The organism is Streptomyces sp. NPDC090021 (assembly GCF_044748225.1).
Taxonomy (GTDB): domain Bacteria; phylum Actinomycetota; class Actinomycetes; order Streptomycetales; family Streptomycetaceae; genus Streptomyces.
In genome coordinates, this window is record NZ_JBIVFO010000039.1 from 55,202 (window position 1) to 73,477 (window position 18,276).

Sequence of the window (18,276 nt, forward strand, 5' to 3'; positions counted from 1 at the left end):
CCGCTGCCGCCGGCACCGACGCCGGCACCGACTCCCGCGTCCGTCCTGAGCGTCGACGGGAGGACCGCGCGCGACTGGGCTGCCCTGCTCACCGGGCACGACGCCTCCGACGTGCTCTGGACCCCCGCCGATCCGCAGGAGGTCGAGGGCGAGGCCGTCGCCCTGACCGGCTTCGCGGCCGCCCTGCTGCGCAGCCGGCGCAGCCCCGTACGGATCGTCTGCCACCTGCCCCTGAGCGCGGCCGCCTCGGCGGTCGCGGGTCTGCTGCGCACCCTCCACCGAGAGCAGCCCGGCGTACGCGCCGCGGTGGTGTGCTCCCCGGAGCGCGCCGATGCCCTGGCCGAGCTCGCCGCGGGCGTACCGGACGTGGAGGTGCGCTACGAAGCGGGCCGGCGCTCGGTGCGCGAGATCCTGCCCACCCCGGCCCCGGACCACCCGGCCCGGCTGCGGGAACGGGGCGTGTACCTGATCACGGGCGGGCTCGGCGGCGTGGGCCTGTCCCTGGCCCGGCACCTGGCGCGGACCGTGCGGGCCCGGCTCGTGCTGTGCGGACGCTCGGCCGCCGACTCCGCGGCCACCGCCGCGCTGAGCGCCGAACTGACCGCTCTCGGGGCCGAGGTGCAGGTGGTCGGCGCGGACGTCTCCCGCGCCGAGGACGTGCGCCGCGTGGTCGCTCTGGCGCTGTCCCGGTTCGGCGCGCTGGACGGGGTGGTGCACGCCGCCGGTGTGCTGCGCGACGGGCTGATCGCGGGCAAGAGCGCCGCGGACGTCCGTGCCGTGCTGGCGCCCAAGGTCACCGGCACCCGCCTGCTGTACGAGGCCACCCGGGACCTGGGGCTGGACTTCCTCGTGCTCTGCTCGTCCACGGCCGCCGCCTGGGGGAACCAGGGCCAGGCCGACTACGCGTGCGCCAACGCCTTCCTCGACGCTTTCGCCGAGGGCAAGCCGGGCGTCGTGTCGATCGGGTGGCCCGGCTGGTCGGACGGAGGCATGCGGCTCGACGACCGCGCCCTGCGCCGGATGGGCCTGAAGGCCATGGACACCCCGACCGCGGTGGACATCATGCTGCGGGCCGTCGGCAGCGGCCGCCCGCACCTGGTGGCCCTCGTGGGCTCGGCGGCCGAGATCACCGAACGGTTCACACCGGCCGCTGCGGCCCCGGCTCCCGCCGTTGCGGCTCCCGCCGTTGCGGCTCCCGCCGTTGCGGCTCCCGCCGCCCCGGCCCCCGCCGTTCCGGCCGCGGCCGTCGCCGCCGTCACCGCCCCCGCGACCCCCCTGCCGGGAGCCTCCGGCGGCACTGGTGGCGAGGACGACGCGATCGCCGTCGTGGGGATCAGCGGCCGCTACCCGGGCGCCCGTACGCTCGACGAGTTCTGGGAGAACCTCAGGGCCGGCCGTGACGGCATCACCGAGGTGCCCGCCGACCGCTGGGACCACCGGGCGATCCACAGCGACGCCAAGGGCGTGCCCGGACGCTCGTACGGCCGCTGGGGCGGATTCGTCGACGGCATCGACGAGTTCGACGCCGTCTTCTTCCACATCTCGCCCAACGAGGCCGCCGTCCTCGACCCGCAGGAACGGCTGTTCCTCCAGGAGGCCTGGCACGCCTTCGAGGAGGCGGGGCACGCCCCCTCCTCCTGGCGGGGCCGCGCCGTCGGCGTGTTCGCGGGCGTGATGTACAACCAGTACCAACTGCACGGCGTCCGGGAGGAACCGGGCCTCGTGCCCTCGTCGTTCAGCGCGTCGATCGCCAACCGCGTCTCCTACTTCCTCGACCTCAAGGGACCGAGCATCGCGCTCGACACCATGTGCTCCTCCTCGCTCACCGCGCTGCACCTGGCCGTCGAGGCGATCCGGCGGGGCGAGTGCGAGGCCGCGCTCGCGGGAGGCGTCAACCTGCACGTCCACCCCAACAAGTACCTGCTGCTCAGCCAGTCGTCCTTCCTCTCCACCGACGGCCGCTGCCGCGCCTTCGGCGAGGGCGGCGACGGCTACGTGCCCGGCGAGGGCGTCGGCGTGGTGCTGCTCAGGCCGCTGCGCGACGCGCTGCGCGACGGAGACCACGTACACGCCGTGATCCGCGGTACGGCCCTCAACCACGGCGGTCACACAGGCGGGTTCTCCGTGCCCGACCCGGCCTCCCAGGCCGCACTCGTCCGCGACTCGCTCACGGGGGCGGGGGTGGCCCCCGCCGACCTCGGCTACCTGGAGGCCCACGGCACCGGCACCAGCCTGGGCGACCCGATCGAGGTCACCGCCCTGGAGCGGGCCTTCGACGCCGTCGGCGCGGGCCGGGGGCCCTGGCCCATCGGCTCCGTCAAGTCGAACATCGGCCACCTGGAGTCGGCGGCGGGCATCGCCGCGCTCACCAAGGTCGTCCTCCAGATGCGCCACCGCGAACTGGTGCCCTCCCTGCACGCCGAGCCGCTCAACCCGGCCGTGGACTGGGCGGGTTCGCGGTTCCGCGTGCAGCGCACCCTGGAACCCTGGAACCCGCCCGCGGACGCTCCGCTCACTGCGGCGATCAGCTCCTTCGGCGCGGGCGGCGCCAACGCCCACGTCGTGCTGGCCGAACACCCGGTCGCGCCGGGACCGCAGACCTCGGAGGACAACCGTGCCCGGCTCTTCGTGCTCTCGGCGAAGGACGCCGCCCGGCTCGACGAGAGCGTGGCGCGGCTGCTCGCGTACCTCGACCGGGCCGGCCGGGGCGCGGGCCCCGAGGCCCTGGAGCGGATCCTGACCGAGGTCGTGGGCTTCCCCGCCGATCCCGGCGAACCCTTCGCGGAACTCGGCCTCGACTACCCGCGCCTGTCCCGCCTCGCCCGGCGCGTCGAGGAGGAGTTCGGCGTCCGGCTCCACGTCGACGGGGGCACGACCCCGGCCGAGCTGACGCGCCGCCTCGCCGGTACCGGCGGCGGCGTGGACCCGGCAGCGCTCGCCTTCACCCTCTGGTCCGGACGCGACCACCTCGACGAGCGGCTCGCCGTCGTCGCCACGACGACGGCCGAGTTCGCCGACGCGCTCCGCACCGGCACGGGCCAGTACCGGGGACGCAGGCGCCGCTCCGCCGCACCGGCCCACGGCGACGACCTGCTGGAGCTGGCCCGGGCCTGGGTCGAGGGCGCCGCGATCAGCCTGCCCGCGCCCGACCGGCCGCGGCGCCTCTCGCTGCCCGGCTACCCGTTCGCCCGCGAGCGCCACTGGGTCGACACCACCCGTACCCCGTCCGGGAGTTCCCCGGGCGCGGCCGAAGAGGTCGAACTGCCGGACGGACACGTGTTCAGCACGCGGATCTCCACGGCGGAGCAGCCCTGGCTGGCCGACCACACCGTCGACGGCGTCGTACTGGTCCCCGGGACCTACTTCGTCGACCTGGCCCTCCGGGCGGGAGCCCGGCTGCACTGCCCCCGGATCGCCGAACTCGTCACCCACACACCGCTGGCATCGGGCGAGGCCGACCTGCGCCTCGTGGCGGACCTCGCCGAGCCCGACGGGACGCGGGCCTTCCGGATCCACGCCCGCACCGGGGACGGTGGCTGGACGAGCCACGTCACCGGCGTCCTCGCCCCCGTTCCCGAGGAACCCCCGGCCGCTCCGGTCCTGCCCGGTGACGCCGAGGAACTCGACGTCACCCGCCTCTACGAGACGCTCACGGAGTACGGGCCCGCCTTCCGGGGCCTGCGCCGCGCCTGGCGCACCGCCGACGCCGTCTTCGCGGAGGTCGCCGTACCCGACGGCGCGACCGGCGGCGTCACCGGCGGCGATCCCGGGGCGCACGCGCTGCACCCGGTGCTCCTCGACGCGGCCCTGCACACGGTGGCCCTCACCTCGGCCCTCGACGGGGACAGCCCCTACCTGCCGTTCGCCTGGTCCGGCGTACGCGTCCACGCCCCGGGTGCGACCGCCGCCCGGGTACGGGTGGTCCACCACCGGGCCGACGCGGTCGACCTCCTCCTCACGGACCACGCGGGCGCGCCCGTGGCCTCCGTCGACTCGGTGGTGCTGCGCCGGGCAGACACCCCGGCCGAGCCGCTCCACCAGGTGGAGTGGCTGCCCGTCGAGACCCCCGAGCCGTCACCGGGAGCCCGCTACGCGGTCGTCGGTCCGGACCCGGAGGGGATCGGCGCCGCCCTGGAGGCATCCGGGGCGCGGCTGGCGCGGGCCGGGGACCTGGACGCCCTGACGGACGTGCCGCCGGTGGTGGTCCTGCCCGTCCCGGGCGCCCCGGCCGGTGCCGCCGAGGCGGCCCCGGCCGCCCGGGCCCTCACCACCGAGGTGCTCGGCCTGCTCCAGCAGTGGCTCGCCGGCCCGCGGTTCGCGTCCGCGCGGCTGGTCCTCGTCACCACCGCCCCCGGCCTGGCCACGGCCGCGGCCTGGGGACTGGTGCGCTCCGCCCAGTCCGAACACCCCGGCCGCTTCGGTCTCGTGGACGCCGAGGACCTCGCGCCGCTGCACCGCGCCCTCGGTTCCGACGAGCCGCACCTGCGCCTGCTCGACGGCCGGGTGCTGGGAGCCCGGCTGGTCCGCGTACCGGCCGCGGCGCCGGCGCCCGAACCGCGCCCGGACGGTACCGTCCTGGTGACCGGTGCGAGCGGCGCCCTCGCCGGACTGGTGGTCCGCCACCTCGTGGAGCGGCACGGCGTACGCGACCTGCTGCTGGTCAGCCGCAGCGGCCGGGTCCCGGCAGGGCTGGCCGGACTGGACGCCCGGGTCGAGGCGGCCGCCTGTGACGTGGCCGATCGCGCCGCCCTGGAGACCCTGCTGGCAGGCCGTCGGGTGACCATGGCCGTGCACGCCGCGGGAGTACTCGACGACGGGGTGGTCACCGCCCTCGACGCGGAGCGCCTGGAGCGGGTGCTGCGGCCCAAGACCGACGGCGCCGCTCACCTCGACGAACTACTGCCCGAAGCCGAACTGGTGCTGTTCTCCTCCGTGGCGGGCGTACTGGGCGGCCCGGGGCAGGGCAACTACGCCGCCGCCAACGCCTTCCTGGACGCCCTCGCCCGGCGGCGGGCCGCATCCGGCCGCCGGGCCGTGTCCGTGGCCTGGGGGCCGTGGGCGCTCGACGAGGGCATGGCCGCCGACCGGGACCGCCTGGCCCGCGGCGGCATCGAGCCGCTGCCCACCGGGGCGGCCCTCGGCCTGCTCGACGAGGCCCTCGCCGGACCGCACCCGGCGGTCACCGTCCTGCGGCTCGGGCGCGGTCCGGCCGCCGTCGTACCGCACGTGCTGCGCAGCCTGGTGCGGACCCCGGCGGCGGCCCCCGCCGCCGACCCGGGCCTGGCCCGCCTCGGTCCCGACGAGCGGCGCGCCCGGCTGTCGGCACTGGTCCGGGGAGAGGCCGCGGCCGTCCTCGGCTACGCGGACGCCACCATGATCGAATCCGACCGGTCCTTCCAGGAACTCGGCTTCGACTCGCTGAGCTCCATCGAGTTCCGCAACCGGCTGGGCACAGCCGTCGGCCTGTCGCTGGAGGCCACGCTCGTCTTCGACCACCCCACCCCGGCCGATCTGGTCACCCACCTCGGCGAGCGGTTCGCCGGCGAATCCGAGGCGACCGACCTGCCGACCCTGTTCGCGGCCTTCGACCGCCTGGCCGCCGCCCTCACGGCGGCGGCCACGGACGACGTGTCCCGCGACCGCACCGCGGAACGCGTCCGCGGCCTGCTCGACCACCTGACACCCCACACCGCGACCAAACCCGTCACCGCGTTCGCCTCGGCGACCGACGACGAGGTCTTCGCCCTGATCGACGCCGAGCTCGGCAGCCCGCTGCCGGGACTGGAGGAACGCTCCCGATGACCAACGAGGACAAGCTCCGCGACTACCTGCGCCGGGTGACCGCGGAACTGCAGTCGACGCGGCAGCGGCTGCGCGACGTCGAGGAGCGATCCGCCGGACCGGTCGCCATCGTCGGCATGGCCTGCCACTACCCGGGCGGCGTCGAGTCCCCCGACGACCTGTGGTCGCTCGTCGCCGAGGGCCGCGACGGAATCACCCCCTTCCCCGGCGACCGGGGCTGGGACCTGGACACGCTCCACCACCCCGACCCCGACCACCCGGGCACGACCACCGTCCGCGAGGGCGGATTCCTGCACGGCGCCGCCCGGTTCGACGCGGGATTCTTCGGGATCTCGCCCAAGGAGGCGCTCCACACCGACCCCCAGCAGCGGCTGATCCTCCAGACCTCCTGGGAGGCCGTCGAGCGCGCCGGCCTGGACCCGAGCTCGCTGCGCGACAGCCGCACCGGCGTGTTCACCGGCGTCATGCACCACGACTACCCGGGCGCCCAGGGCGCCGGCAGCGTCGTCTCCGGCCGCGTCGCCTACCAGCTGGGCCTGCGCGGCCCCGCCATCACGGTGGACACCGCCTGCTCCTCGTCGCTCGTCGCCCTCCACCTGGCCGTCCGGTCCCTGCGCCGCGGCGAGTGCGACATGGCCCTCGTCGGAGGGGCCACGGTGATGGCCACCCCCGCCGCCTTCGTGGAGTTCAGCCGCCAGCGCGGCCTGGCCCCCGACGGCCGCTGCAAGCCCTTCGCCGCCGGGGCGGACGGCACCGCATGGTCCGAGGGCGCCGGCGTCATCGTCGTCGAACGCCTCGCGACCGCCCTGGCCGCCGGCCGCCGCGTACTCGCCGTGGTCCGCGGCACCGCCGTCAACTCCGACGGCGCCAGCAACGGCCTCACCGCGCCCAACGGCCCCGCCCAGCAGCGCGTCATCCGCGAGGCCCTCGTCGACGCCGGCCTGACGCCCCAGCAGGTCGACGCGGTGGAGGCACACGGCACCGGCACCCCCCTCGGGGACCCGGTCGAGGCCCAGGCCGTGCTCGCCGCCTACGGCAGGCAGCGCACCCGGGCGCTGCGCCTGGGATCGGTCAAGTCCAACCTGGGTCACACCCAGGCCGCCGCCGGTGTCGCCGGGATCGTCAAGATGGTCATGGCCATGCGGCACGGGGTCCTGCCCCGGACCCTGCACCTCGACGCCCCGACCCCGTACGTGGACTGGTCGGCGGGCGGTGTGGAACTCCTCACCGAGGACGCGCCCTGGCCCGCCGGGACGGAACCCCGCAGGGCGGCCGTGTCCTCCTTCGGGGTCAGCGGCACCAACGCCCACGTGATCATCGAGGAACCTCCGCTGCCGGTGGACGACCGGACTGCCGAACGGCACGACGACCGCCACGACGACCGCCACGACGACCGACCGGCGGACGCGACGAGCCCCGAGAGCCCCAAGGGCCCCGAGCGTCCCGCGACGGCGCCCGCGGGGCCCGGCCCCCTGGCCTGGACCCTGTCCGCCCGCTCCGACGCCGCACTGCGCGCCCAGGCCGCCACCCTCACCGCCTTCCTGACCGGACACCCGCGGGAACCGCGCCCCGAGGACGTGGCCCTCTCCCTGGCCACCACCCGCGCCTCCCACGAGCACCGCGCCGTCGTCCTCGGCGGCGACCGGGCCGAACTCCTCGCCGCACTGGACGACCTGGCCGCCGGCCGGCCCTCGGCCGCCGTCGTCGAAGGGACCACCGGGCAGAGCGGCGGCGTGGCCTTCCTCTTCCCCGGCCAGGGTTCGCAGTGGCGGGACATGGCCGTGCGCCTGCTGGACACCAACGCGGTGTTCCGGGAACGGATAGCCCAGTGCGAGACCGCCCTGGCCCCCTACGTCGACTTCGAGCTGACCGCCGTCCTGCGCGGGGAACAGGACCTGGACCGGGTCGACGTCGTCCAGCCCGCCCTGTTCGCCGTCATGGTCGCCCTCGCCGAGGTGTGGCGCTCCCTCGGTGTCCGCCCGGCCGCCGTCGCCGGACACAGCCAGGGTGAGATCGCCGCCGCCTGCGTGGCCGGCGCCCTCACCCTCCAGGACGCCGCCCGCGTCGTCGCCCTGCGCAGCCGAGCCCTGACCGCCCTCTCCGGCCACGGCGGCATGATGTCCCTCGCGCTGCCCGCCGACGAGGCACGCGACCGGTTCCGCCGCTGGGACGGCAGGCTGTCGCTGGCCGCCGTCAACGGCGCTGCCTCCGTGGTCGTCTCCGGCGACACAGACGCCCTCGACGAACTCCTCGCCGCCTGCGAGGAGGACCGCGTACGGGCCCGGCGCGTCGACGTGGACTACGCCTCGCACAGCGCGCACGTGGAAGGCGTCCGCGCCCAGGTCCTGGAGGCCCTCGCCCCCGTCAGGCCGCGCGCCCCCGAAATCCCCTTCTTCTCCTCCGTGGAAGGCCGCTGGATCGAGACGGCCGACGCCTTCGACGCCGACTACTGGTACCGGAACCTGCGCGAGACCGTCCGCTTCGACGAGGCCGTCACCGCCCTCGTCCGGCACGACTGCACCACCCTGCTGGAGGTCAGCCCCCACCCGGTGGTCACCACCGGCGCACAGGAGACCGTCGACGCGCTCGGCACCGACACCGCCGTCGCCCACACCCTGCGCCGCGACGAAGGCGGCCCCGAGCAGCTGCTGCACGCCCTCGCCCAGCTGTACGTGAAGGGCGTACGCCCCGACTGGTCCGCGCTCTGGCCCGAAGCCCGCCGGATCGACCTGCCCACCACCACCTTCCTCACCGAGCCGTACTGGCTGCGCCCCGGCCCGGGTGCCGGCGGCGCGGGCGCCCTGGGCCTCGACGAGGTCGACCACCCCGTCCTGCGAGCCGCCCTGCCCGCCGCCGAGGGCCTGGTGCTCACCGGCCGGCTCGGCCTGGCCGCCCAGCCCTGGCTCGCCGACCACACGGTCGAAGGACAGGTGGTCCTGCCGGGCGCGGCCCTCGCGGAGCTCGCCTCCCGGGCGGCGGACGAGGCCGGCTGCGCCGCCGTCGACCAGCTCACCCTGCTCACACCGGTCCTCCTCCCCGACGAGGGCGACATCCGGCTGCGCGTGGACATCACGGCCCCGGCCCAGGACGGCTCGCGCGGACTGACCCTGCACACCCTCACCGAGGCGGGCCACTGGACCACGCACGCCACCGGCGTGCTCCTGCCCGACGTCGCCGAACCGGTCCCCGCCACCACCACGTGGCCGCCGCCAGGCGCCGAACCCCAGGACGTCGAAGCCCTCTACGCGACCCTGGAGGACGCGGGCCTGGCCTATGGCCCGGCCTTCCGCGGCCTGCGGGCACTGTGGCGGGGACGCGACGGGGACCTCCACGCCGAGGTCGCTCTGCCCGACGCCGACCAGGCCGGCGCGTTCACCCTCCACCCGGCCCTGCTCGACGCGTGCCTGCACCCCGTCGCCCTCGGCGGGTTCCTCACCACCGGCGACGGCCGCCGCCCCGCGCTGCCCTTCGAATGGCAGGGCCTGCGCCTCCACGCCGCAGGCGCCGACACCGTGCGCGTGACCCTGTCCGCCGCGGGCCCCGACGCCGTCCGCCTCACCCTCACCGACACCACCGGGGCACCCGTCGCCTCCGTCGACACCCTGGTGCTCCGCGAGCTTCCGGCCGGCGCCCTCGGCCGCCCGGACCGGGGCGACCTGCTGCGCCCCGACCGGGTGACCCGGGCCCTGCCCGGCGGCGGGCACGAGGACTACGCCGTACGCGACCCGGAACTCGCCCGGCAGCTGGGCAAGCAGCCCACCCAGGACCCCGCGCGCCACGTCCTGGTGCCGGCTCCGGCCGGCGAGCCCGCAGAGGCCGTGCGCGGCACGCTCGCCCTCGTCCGGGACTGGCTGGCGGACGACAGCCACACCGGGTCCACGCTCGTCCTCGTCACCCGCCGGGTCCACGACGACGTGGCGGAGGCCGCCGCCGCGGGCCTCGTACGGTCCGCCCAGCTCGAACACCCCGACAGCCTCCGGGTACTGGACCTGGCCGACCTCGACGGGACCACCCTCGCAGCGATCCCCGCCGCCCTCGCCACGGACGAGCCCCAGCTCACCCTGACGTCCGGGACCGCGACCGTGCCCCGGCTGGTCCGCGCCCTCCCCGCTGCGGCGGGGACCGGCGAGCTCGGCAGGACCCTGGTGACCGGCGCCTCCGGCACCCTGGGGCAGCTCGTCGCCCGGCACCTCGTCCACGCACACGGCGTACGCGACCTGGTGCTGGCCGGCCGGCGCGGATCCGAGGCACCCGGCATGGCCGCCCTCACGGAGGAACTGACCGGAGCCGGAGCCCAGGTCCGGGCCGTCGCCTGCGACGTCACCGACCGCGCCGCTCTCGCGGTACTGGCCGGCGGAGCCTCCTTCACGACCGTCGTCCACGCCGCCGGCGTCCTCGACGACGGCCTGGTGACCGCACTGACCCCCGAACGCCTCGACCGTGTGCTCGGGTCGAAGCTCGACGCCGCGCTCCACCTCCACGAACTGCTGCCCCAGGCGCGCCTGGTGCTGTTCTCCTCGGCCGTGGGCATCCTCGGCGGCCTCGGCCAGGCCAACTACGCCGCCGCCAACGCCGGCCTCGACGCCCTGGCCCGCCGCCGCCACGCCGAGGGCCTGCCCGGCATCTCCCTGGCCTGGGGCCTGTGGGACGCCACCAGCGGCATGACGGACGGCGTCGACCGGGCCCGCCTCGGCCGTTCCGGCTTCCAGCCGCTCCCGACCGCGGACGCCCTCGCCGCCCTGGACGCCGCCCTGGCCTCGGACGAGCCGGTGCTCGCCCCGATCCGGCTCGACCCCGGCGCCCTGCGGGCACAGGGCGAGGACGTCCCCGCGCCGCTGCGCGACCTGTCCGGGAAACCGGCGCGCCGCGCCGCCGCACCCGGGGGCGGCGCCGCCGTCTCCGAACTGGCCGCCCGCCTCGCCGGGAAGACCGCCCCCGAGCGCCTGCGCACCCTGCTCGGCCTGGTCGTCGGGCACACCGCCGCCGTCCTCGGGCACACCTCGCCGGAGGCGGTCGACCCCGGCCGGGCCTTCAAGGACGCCGGCTTCGGCTCGCTCGCCGCCGTCGAACTGCGCAACCGGCTCGCCGGAACCACCGGCCTGCGCCTGCCGGCCACCCTGGTGTTCAGCCACCCCAACCCCGCGGCGGTCGCCCGCCACCTGGACGAACTCCTCGCGGGCACGGCCCCGGCGGCCGCCGCCGCGGTCCGCGCCCCGGCCGCCGACGCGGACGACCCCGTCGTCCTCGTCGGCCTCGGATGCCGGCTCCCCGGCGGCGTCCGCACCCCCGACGACCTCTGGGAGATGCTGGTCTCCGAACGCGACGGCATCGGCCCGTTCCCCGACGACCGGGGCTGGCCCCTGGAGCGCCTCTACGACCCCGACCCGGCCGCCCCCGGCACCACCTACACCCGGCACGGCGGCTTCATGGCCGACGCGACCGCCTTCGACGCCGCCTTCTTCGGGGTGGCGCCCCGCGAGGCCGTCGCGATGGACCCGCAGCAGCGGATCCTGCTGGAAACCGTCTGGGAGGCCTGCGAGGACGCCGGCATCGACCCGGCCTCGCTGCGCGGCACCCGGACGGGCGTGTTCGTCGGCGCCATGTACCAGGACTACGGCCGCCTCCTGGAGAACGCCGCCGCCGAGGGCTTCCTCGCCCCGGGCGTCGGCGGCGGCGTCCTGTCCGGACGGGTCGCCTACACCTACGGGCTGGAAGGCCCGACCGTCACCGTCGACACGGCCTGCTCCTCCTCGCTGACCGCCCTGCACCTCGCCGCCCAGGCGGTACGGGCGGGGGAGTGCGACCTCGCGCTCGCCGGCGGAGTGACCGTACTGTCCACACCGGTGCCCTTCGTCGAGTTCAGCCGCCAGCGCGGACTGGCCGCCGACGGACGGTGCAAGCCCTTCGCCGCCGCTGCCGACGGCACCGCACTGGGCGAGGGCGCCGGAGTGGTGCTCGTCGAACGCCTCTCCCGGGCCCGCGCCCAGGGCCACGAGGTGCTGGCCGTACTGCGCGGCAGCGCCCTCAACTCCGACGGCGCCAGCAACGGCCTCACCGCCCCCAACGGCGCGGCCCAGGAGAAGGTGATGCGCGCCGCGCTCGCCGCGGCCGGCCTGCTCCCCGCCGACGTCGCCGCCGTCGAGGCGCACGGCACCGGCACGGCCCTCGGCGACCCCGTCGAGGCGCAGGCGCTCCTCGCGGTCTACGGCCAGGACCGGCCGGCCCCCCTGCTGCTCGGCTCCCTCAAGTCCAACGTGGGTCACGTCCAGGCGGCCGCCGGCATCGCGGGAGTGATCAAGGCGGTCCTGTCCATCCGCAACGGCCTGCTGCCCCGGAGCCTGCACATCGACGGGCCCTCCCCGCACGTCGACTGGACCGCCGGCGACATCGCCCTGCTGGACCGGGCGCAGCCCTGGCCCGAGGAGAGCGGGCCCCGCCGCATGGGAGTCTCCTCCTTCGGCATCAGTGGCACCAACGTGCACGTGCTGATCGAGCAGGCACCGAGCCCCGAGGACGCCCCGGAGCCGCTGCCCGCCCTGGACGGCGTGCCCTGGCTGCTGTCGGCGCGCTCCGAACAAGCCCTGCGCGGCCAGGCCCGGCGACTGCTGGAGTCGGACACCTCCGACCTCCCCGCCGTGGCGCGGGCCCTGTCCACCACCCGGGCCGCCCACCGCCACCGGGCCATGGTGACCGGCGCCGACGCACAGCAGCGGCGCGCCGCCCTCACGGCCCTGGCGGCCGACGGCACGGCCGACGGCCTGCGCCGGGCGCGCGCCGTCGGGCAGCGGCTCACCCTGCTCTTCACGGGGCAGGGCAGCCAGCTCCCCGCGATGGGACGGGGCCTGTACGAGACCTTCCCCGTGTACGCGCAGGCCTTCGACGAGGTGTCCGCGCACTTCCGGCTCGACACCCCGCTGAGCGAGGCGGTCTTCGAGCGGGAGGGCCTGCTGGACCGCACCGAATACACCCAGCCGGCCCTCTTCGCCCTCCAAGTGGCCCAGTTCCGGCTGCTGTCGAGCTGGGGCGTCACCCCCGACTCCCTGATCGGGCACTCCATCGGAGAGCTCTCGGCGGCCTGCGTCTCGGGCCTGATGCCCCTCGCCGACGCCGCCGCCCTCGTCGCCGCCCGCGGCCGGGTCCTCGGCGAACTGCCCGCAGGGGGAGCCATGGTGGCCGTACGGGCGGCGGAGGAGGAAGTCCTCGCCGTCCTGGAGGGCCGCACCGACCGCGTGGGCATCGCAGCCGTCAACGGACCCCGGGCCGTCGTCCTGTCCGGGGACGAGGAGGAGGTCCTCTCCGCGGCCCGGGAACTCTCGGAGCGCGGCCACCGTACGCGCCGGCTGCACGTGGACGTCGCCTTCCACTCGCCCCGCGTGGACCCGGCGCTCGCCGAGTTCCGGGCGGCCGCCGCAGAGGTCCGCTTCGGACGGCCCGCGATCCCGGTCGTCTCCACCGTCCGTACCGCCCACCCGATGGACACCCCCGACTACTGGGTGGACCAACTGCGCGGCCCCGTGCGCTTCTTCGACGCCGTCCGCGAGGCCCACGGCAACGGAGCCACGGCCTTCCTGGAACTGGGTCCCGACACCGTCCTCGCGCCGGCCGTCGAATCGTGCCTGCCCGGCCACCCGGTGCGCCCCGTCTCGCTGCTGCGCCGCGATCGCGACGACGTGCGCACCGCCGTCGAGGCCCTGGGGCTCCTGCACACCCACGGAGTGGAGGCCGACTGGGCGGCCGTCCACGCCGGACGGGCGACGACCCCGGTACGGCTTCCGAAGTACGCCTTCCAGGACCGCCGTTACTGGCCCGAGCCGGCCGCCGTGGCGCAGGCCGCGCCCGTACCCGTACCCGTATCCGTACGTGCGGCGGGGGAGCGGGCACCCGCGCTCGATCCCTTCTGGTCGGCCGTCGAGAGCGCCGACCTCGGCGCCGCCCTCGACCTGCTGGACCTGCGGGGCGACGAGACACCGGCCCAGGTGCTCGACGCCCTCGGCCGGCTGCGCTCCGGAGCGGCGGCGCCGGTCCTGGAGGGGGCGCGGTGGCAGCGGGTGCCGGACGGCCCCGCCCCCGAGCTCGCGTGCGACGTCCTGCTGCTCGCCCCCTCCAGGGGCGAGGAGGACCTGGCCGATGCGGTCGCGGGCGCCCTGGTCCGGCACGGAGCCCGGGTCCGCTCGGGCGGTGCCGGGCGTCCGGACCTCGTGATGGCCCTGCCCGGGACCGAACCGGTCGCCGAGGCGGGGGTGCCCCGGTGGGCCCTCGTCGACGGCGGCGGCGCGGTGCCCGGCTGCGACCACGCCGTGACCCTCCCGAAGGAGTTCGACGCACCCGCGCGCAGCCGCCTGTGCGCGGCCGTCGCCGAGGGGTACCGGGAGACCCGGATCGAGCCGGACGGCATGTTCGTACGCGCCTACGAGCCGCTGGGCCGCACCGGCGTGTGGCGTCCCGAGGGGGACGTCCTGGTGGCAGGCCCGGCGGACGCGCTCACCGCGGCGACCGTCGACGCCGTGCTCGGGTCGGGGGCGCGCTGCCTGGTGGCCGGCGGCGCCGACCGCCCGTCCGGCGCCCTGGAGTTCGGGGACGCTGAGGGGACCGTACGGCTCGCGGCGGCGATCGTCCGGGCCGGCAGCGGGTTCGAGGACGTGGCGGCGCCGCTCGTGGCCGTCGTGTCCGTGGGGGAGGCCGTGCGGGAAGCGGGAGCCTCGCTCGCCGTGGCGGTCCACCCCGACCTCGACCCGAGGGCTGCGGTGAGCGGGCTGTGGCGGGCCATGTCCACCGAGGAGACGGCCGTACGCCTCCTGGACGCCACGCACGTGACGCGGACCGCGCCGGCCGCGGAGCCCGAGGAGGCTACGGAAGAGGCGACGGACCTCACACTGGAGCCCGAACCCGAACCCGAACCCGAACCCGAGCCCGACGGTCCCCGGCCCCAGGACTCCGAACTCCGGGCCACCCTCGCGGGACTCCCCCGCGCGGAGTGGGCGGAGGCCGTGCTCGGCGGTGTGCGGGGCCTCGCGGCCGCCGTGCTCGGGTACGAGTCTGCGTCCGAGATCGACGCCGAGGGCGAGTTCTTCGACATGGGCCTGACCTCGGTCACCGCGCTCGAACTGCGCGACCACCTGACCCGGTTGACCGGCTTGGAGTGGCCCGCGGACCTCCTCTACGAGTGCCCGACACCGCAGGTGCTGGCCGACCTCGTGGTCGAGCAGCTGAGCGCGGCCCCTGCCTGAGCCGTCGGCGGCCGGGCCGGCGGGGCGCCGTACTGATCCCTCAGTACGGCGCCCCGCGGATCAGGACACGAACGTGATCAGCGATCACGATCCAGCGTCGTACCGCCAACCGTGCACGAGCTCGTCAGGGCACCCGAGTGGCATGGGAGGATCTCGGCGGATATCACGTCCCCTGCCCTTTGCACCTTCCACGGGACGAGACCACACACCCGACGGGGGAGCGGAGGATCACTGCGATGATCGGAACTGTGTTCCGGACCGAGGACGTGCCCGTGGAGGGAAGGTTCGACTGTTGGCGGGACATGCTCGTCCAATCCCGTGCCGCCGATGTCGTCAGCGTTCATGCAGCCGACTTCCGGGCGGAGTTGCGGCACATGGAGCTGGGTGCGGTGACTGTGATGAATACGTCGTTCGCGCCGGCGCGCTTCTGGCGGTCGGCGCGTACAGCGCGCAACGACGATCTGGAGTGCTACCACGTGACACTCTTGCTCGACGGGGCGATGACGCTGACCCACGGTGCCGACCGGACGACCCAGCTCGGCCCCCTCGACATCCATCTCGTCGACAGCTCGCAGCCGTTCGAGCTCCGGCCGCAGGAGCTGCGCTGCCCGCACACCGGGGAGTGCCGCCCCGTCTCGGGCGTCGCCGTCGACTTCCCGAGAGCGCTGCTTCCCATACCTCCGGGGCAGCTGCGGGACCTGGGCGGCATCGGCCTCTCGGCACGAGAGGGCATGGGCGCGCTGCTCGCGGACTTCCTCCTCGGCCTGGGCGGGCAGGCCGACGTCCTGCGTCCGTCCGACGCGCCCCGCCTCGGGGCGACCGTGCTCGACCTGGTGTCGGCCTGGCTGGCCCACACGCTGGAGGCGGAGGCCGCGCTGCCGCCCGAGACCCGGCAGCAGGTCCTGGTCCAGGGCGTCCGGGCGTTCGTCCACCAGCGCCTGCACGACCCCGAGCTGACCCCCTCCACCATCGCCGCCGTGCACCACGTCTCGCTCAGCCACCTCCACCGCGTGTTCACCCGGCACTCCGGCGGCGAGACGCTCGCCGCCTGGATCCGTGCTCGCCGCCTGGAACAGGCCCGCCGCGACCTCGCGGACCCCGCGTTGCTCGCCACCCCGATCCACACGATCGCGGCCCGCTGGGGATTCCCCCGCGCCTCCGACTTCACCCGTGCCTTCCGTGCCGCGCACGGGATGTCGCCGCGCGAGCACCGCAATCGGTCGCTTGCCGGCGCGCCCCGACTCTGAGACGCTGCCGTGGCGACGACTGGCACCAGGGCGCCAGGCCCTGCTTGCCCTTGCCCACTTGCACTGTGGTGAGATCTCCGCCCAGCTTGCCGCTGGGTTCGCTATCGGGATCGCGGCCGCCTTCCGCTACATACGCGAGGCCGTCGACGCACTGGCCGCCTTCGCCCCATCCCTGGCCGCGGCGATGAAGGGGCTGGCACCTCCTCCGGAAGCTCCGCTGCAGCACGAACCGGATCACGGTCGTGGTGAAGGCGGTCGTCGTCCTTCACCACGCCTCAACGTGAGGTTGGAAAAGGCTCAAGCGCTTCGAAGCGTGCAGAAGGACTTCCCCGGGCAGAACCAGCACCACACAGGTGGAGACGCATTGCATAGTTGCTGCGGACTCCATGCCAACTATCTGTCTTCCACCCGCTGTACCTTGAACGCGCTCGCGGCAGTCCACTCGGTGAGGTACCGGCGTGAGCAAAGTAGAAAAATACCGCTTTCAGGCGACACTCGGACCAGGCGGATCAACAGAGAGGGGAAATGCGGTGCGGATGCCCCGTTTTGCCAGGAGTGCCTTCACGGCGACAGTGGCGGCCGTGGGGATGGTGATGTTCGCCACGACTCCGGCGCAGGCAAGTACAAATATCACAGTCCACGTTGGGCGGTGCCCGATGGACTACTGCGCCACTGCGGGGTACGGATGGTTCAATGCCGATCCGATCGGGAGCACGCCCGGTGACGCACTGAAAGCCTGCGACCTGGCCAGCGATGGCTATTACATAAAGGCGTGGCTGACCAATCGAGACACCGGCAAAGTCGTTCGCACCGCCAGCACTGCCGGTCACAATGCAAACTATTGCACGGGCTGGCAGACCGGTGACCTCCCGGAGCAGACGCGTGTTTGGCTCGAAGTCTGCAAGATGTCGGGCACGAGGAAAGTCCTGTGTGAATACGGTTCCGAGGGATGGGCCTAACAGCTTTTACGCCGCCGCAATCCGCCCGGGCGTACGTTCACTCATTCGTTCCGTTCCGTCGGAAGATGTCCGGTGAGCCTTTTCCGACCTGGCGGTAGCGGCCACGAGTTGGACGCTCCTGCGCAACGACGAAGCTCCTGGTAGACGGTGTCGCGATCAAAGTCCACCGTGCTTCCAGGAGCCTCGCGTAAGCACGTCAGGGAAGGCATGGCTGCGGCGTTGTTTCGTCGGCCGCGGCCGGGGGCGACGCCGTAGGCAGACTCAGTAAGCCTCTCGGTTCACCACGGGGTCAGGCTCATTCCCAGCTCGACCCACTCCGCGAAGAACACGGGTCGACCGGCCCGTCTCAGGGGAGGATCTGGGCGCAGGTGGCACGGCCGTCGAACCACATCCCGCCGTGGTGAGGGCCCGTGACGACGAGGGGGGTGGAGAAGCCGCCCTCCAGCAATCAGGGTGCGGGAACGGCTCGGTCAGCAGGTCGTAGTGGGTGTGGGTGTCGCCGTACCAGCCCCAGCCCCAGCCCCAGCCTCAGCCCCGCGGGACGCGCCACAGCCGATTCAGCCGTGAGGTTGGACACCCTGCCGCGAGGGGGGACGTTCCGGCCCGGCCCCGCGCGTTCGCCAGGGTCCGGCAGTGGTCCTCTCGGTGCGGGACGGCCCTGAGGGCGAGAACCGATCGATGCCCCCGGGGCGGCCGGACTCCGGCCGCCCCGGGGGCCCTCGCTTTCCGGCGCTCGCCGGGCCCTCCGGAAGGTGATCCGGGTCACTTCCTGTCACAGGGGGCGGTGGTGCGGTGTCTTGTGCCCGAACGCCTTGATGCTGAGGAGGAAGCCATGCCTGACAGGAACAGCACGAAGCACCGCGTCGTGGTTCTCGGTGCCGGTTACGCCGGGGCCTACGTCGCGGGAACACTGGCGCGGCGGCTGGCGCCGTCGCAGGTCGAGGTCACCGTGGTGAACGCCGAGCCGGACTTCGTGCAGCGGTTGCGGCTGCACCAGCTCGCGGCCGGCCAGGAGATCGAGAACCCGCGGCTCGTCGATGT

General features: G+C 74.9%; 4 protein-coding genes and 2 pseudogenes (1 of these 6 running past the window's edge). All 6 read left to right on the forward strand.

Features of this window, described 5'->3' with window-relative positions; genetic code table 11:
* Positions 1-5,802, forward strand: the 3' portion of a protein-coding gene (locus tag ACIPXC_RS27330) for an SDR family NAD(P)-dependent oxidoreductase (RefSeq protein ID WP_401623480.1). It extends 1,233 nt beyond the left edge of the window; 5,802 of the gene's 7,035 nt are visible here — the last part of the coding sequence; its start codon lies off the left edge, out of view; it ends in the stop codon at positions 5,800-5,802.
* The gene (locus ACIPXC_RS27335; protein WP_401623482.1) at positions 5,799-15,029 is read left to right on the forward strand and encodes an SDR family NAD(P)-dependent oxidoreductase; all 9,231 of its coding nucleotides are present in this window, start codon (positions 5,799-5,801) and stop codon (positions 15,027-15,029) included. Before ACIPXC_RS27330 ends, ACIPXC_RS27335 begins: the two co-directional genes overlap by 4 nt.
* Before the next feature lie 236 nt (positions 15,030-15,265).
* Positions 15,266-16,276: a helix-turn-helix domain-containing protein gene (locus ACIPXC_RS27340; RefSeq protein ID WP_401623484.1), complete on the forward strand. Its 1,011-nt coding sequence runs from the start codon at positions 15,266-15,268 to the stop codon at positions 16,274-16,276.
* A 10-nt stretch (positions 16,277-16,286) separates the two neighbouring features.
* Positions 16,287-16,466 (forward strand): annotated as a pseudogene (locus tag ACIPXC_RS27345) (transposase family protein); the annotation flags it as partial.
* Between the two features lie 268 nt (positions 16,467-16,734).
* Positions 16,735-17,235 (forward strand): hypothetical protein, encoded by a 501-nt coding sequence (locus tag ACIPXC_RS27350; RefSeq protein ID WP_401623486.1) that lies wholly within the window; start codon positions 16,735-16,737, stop codon positions 17,233-17,235.
* 832 nt (positions 17,236-18,067) lie between these two features.
* Positions 18,068-18,276, forward strand: a pseudogene (locus ACIPXC_RS27355) (oxidoreductase); the annotation flags it as partial.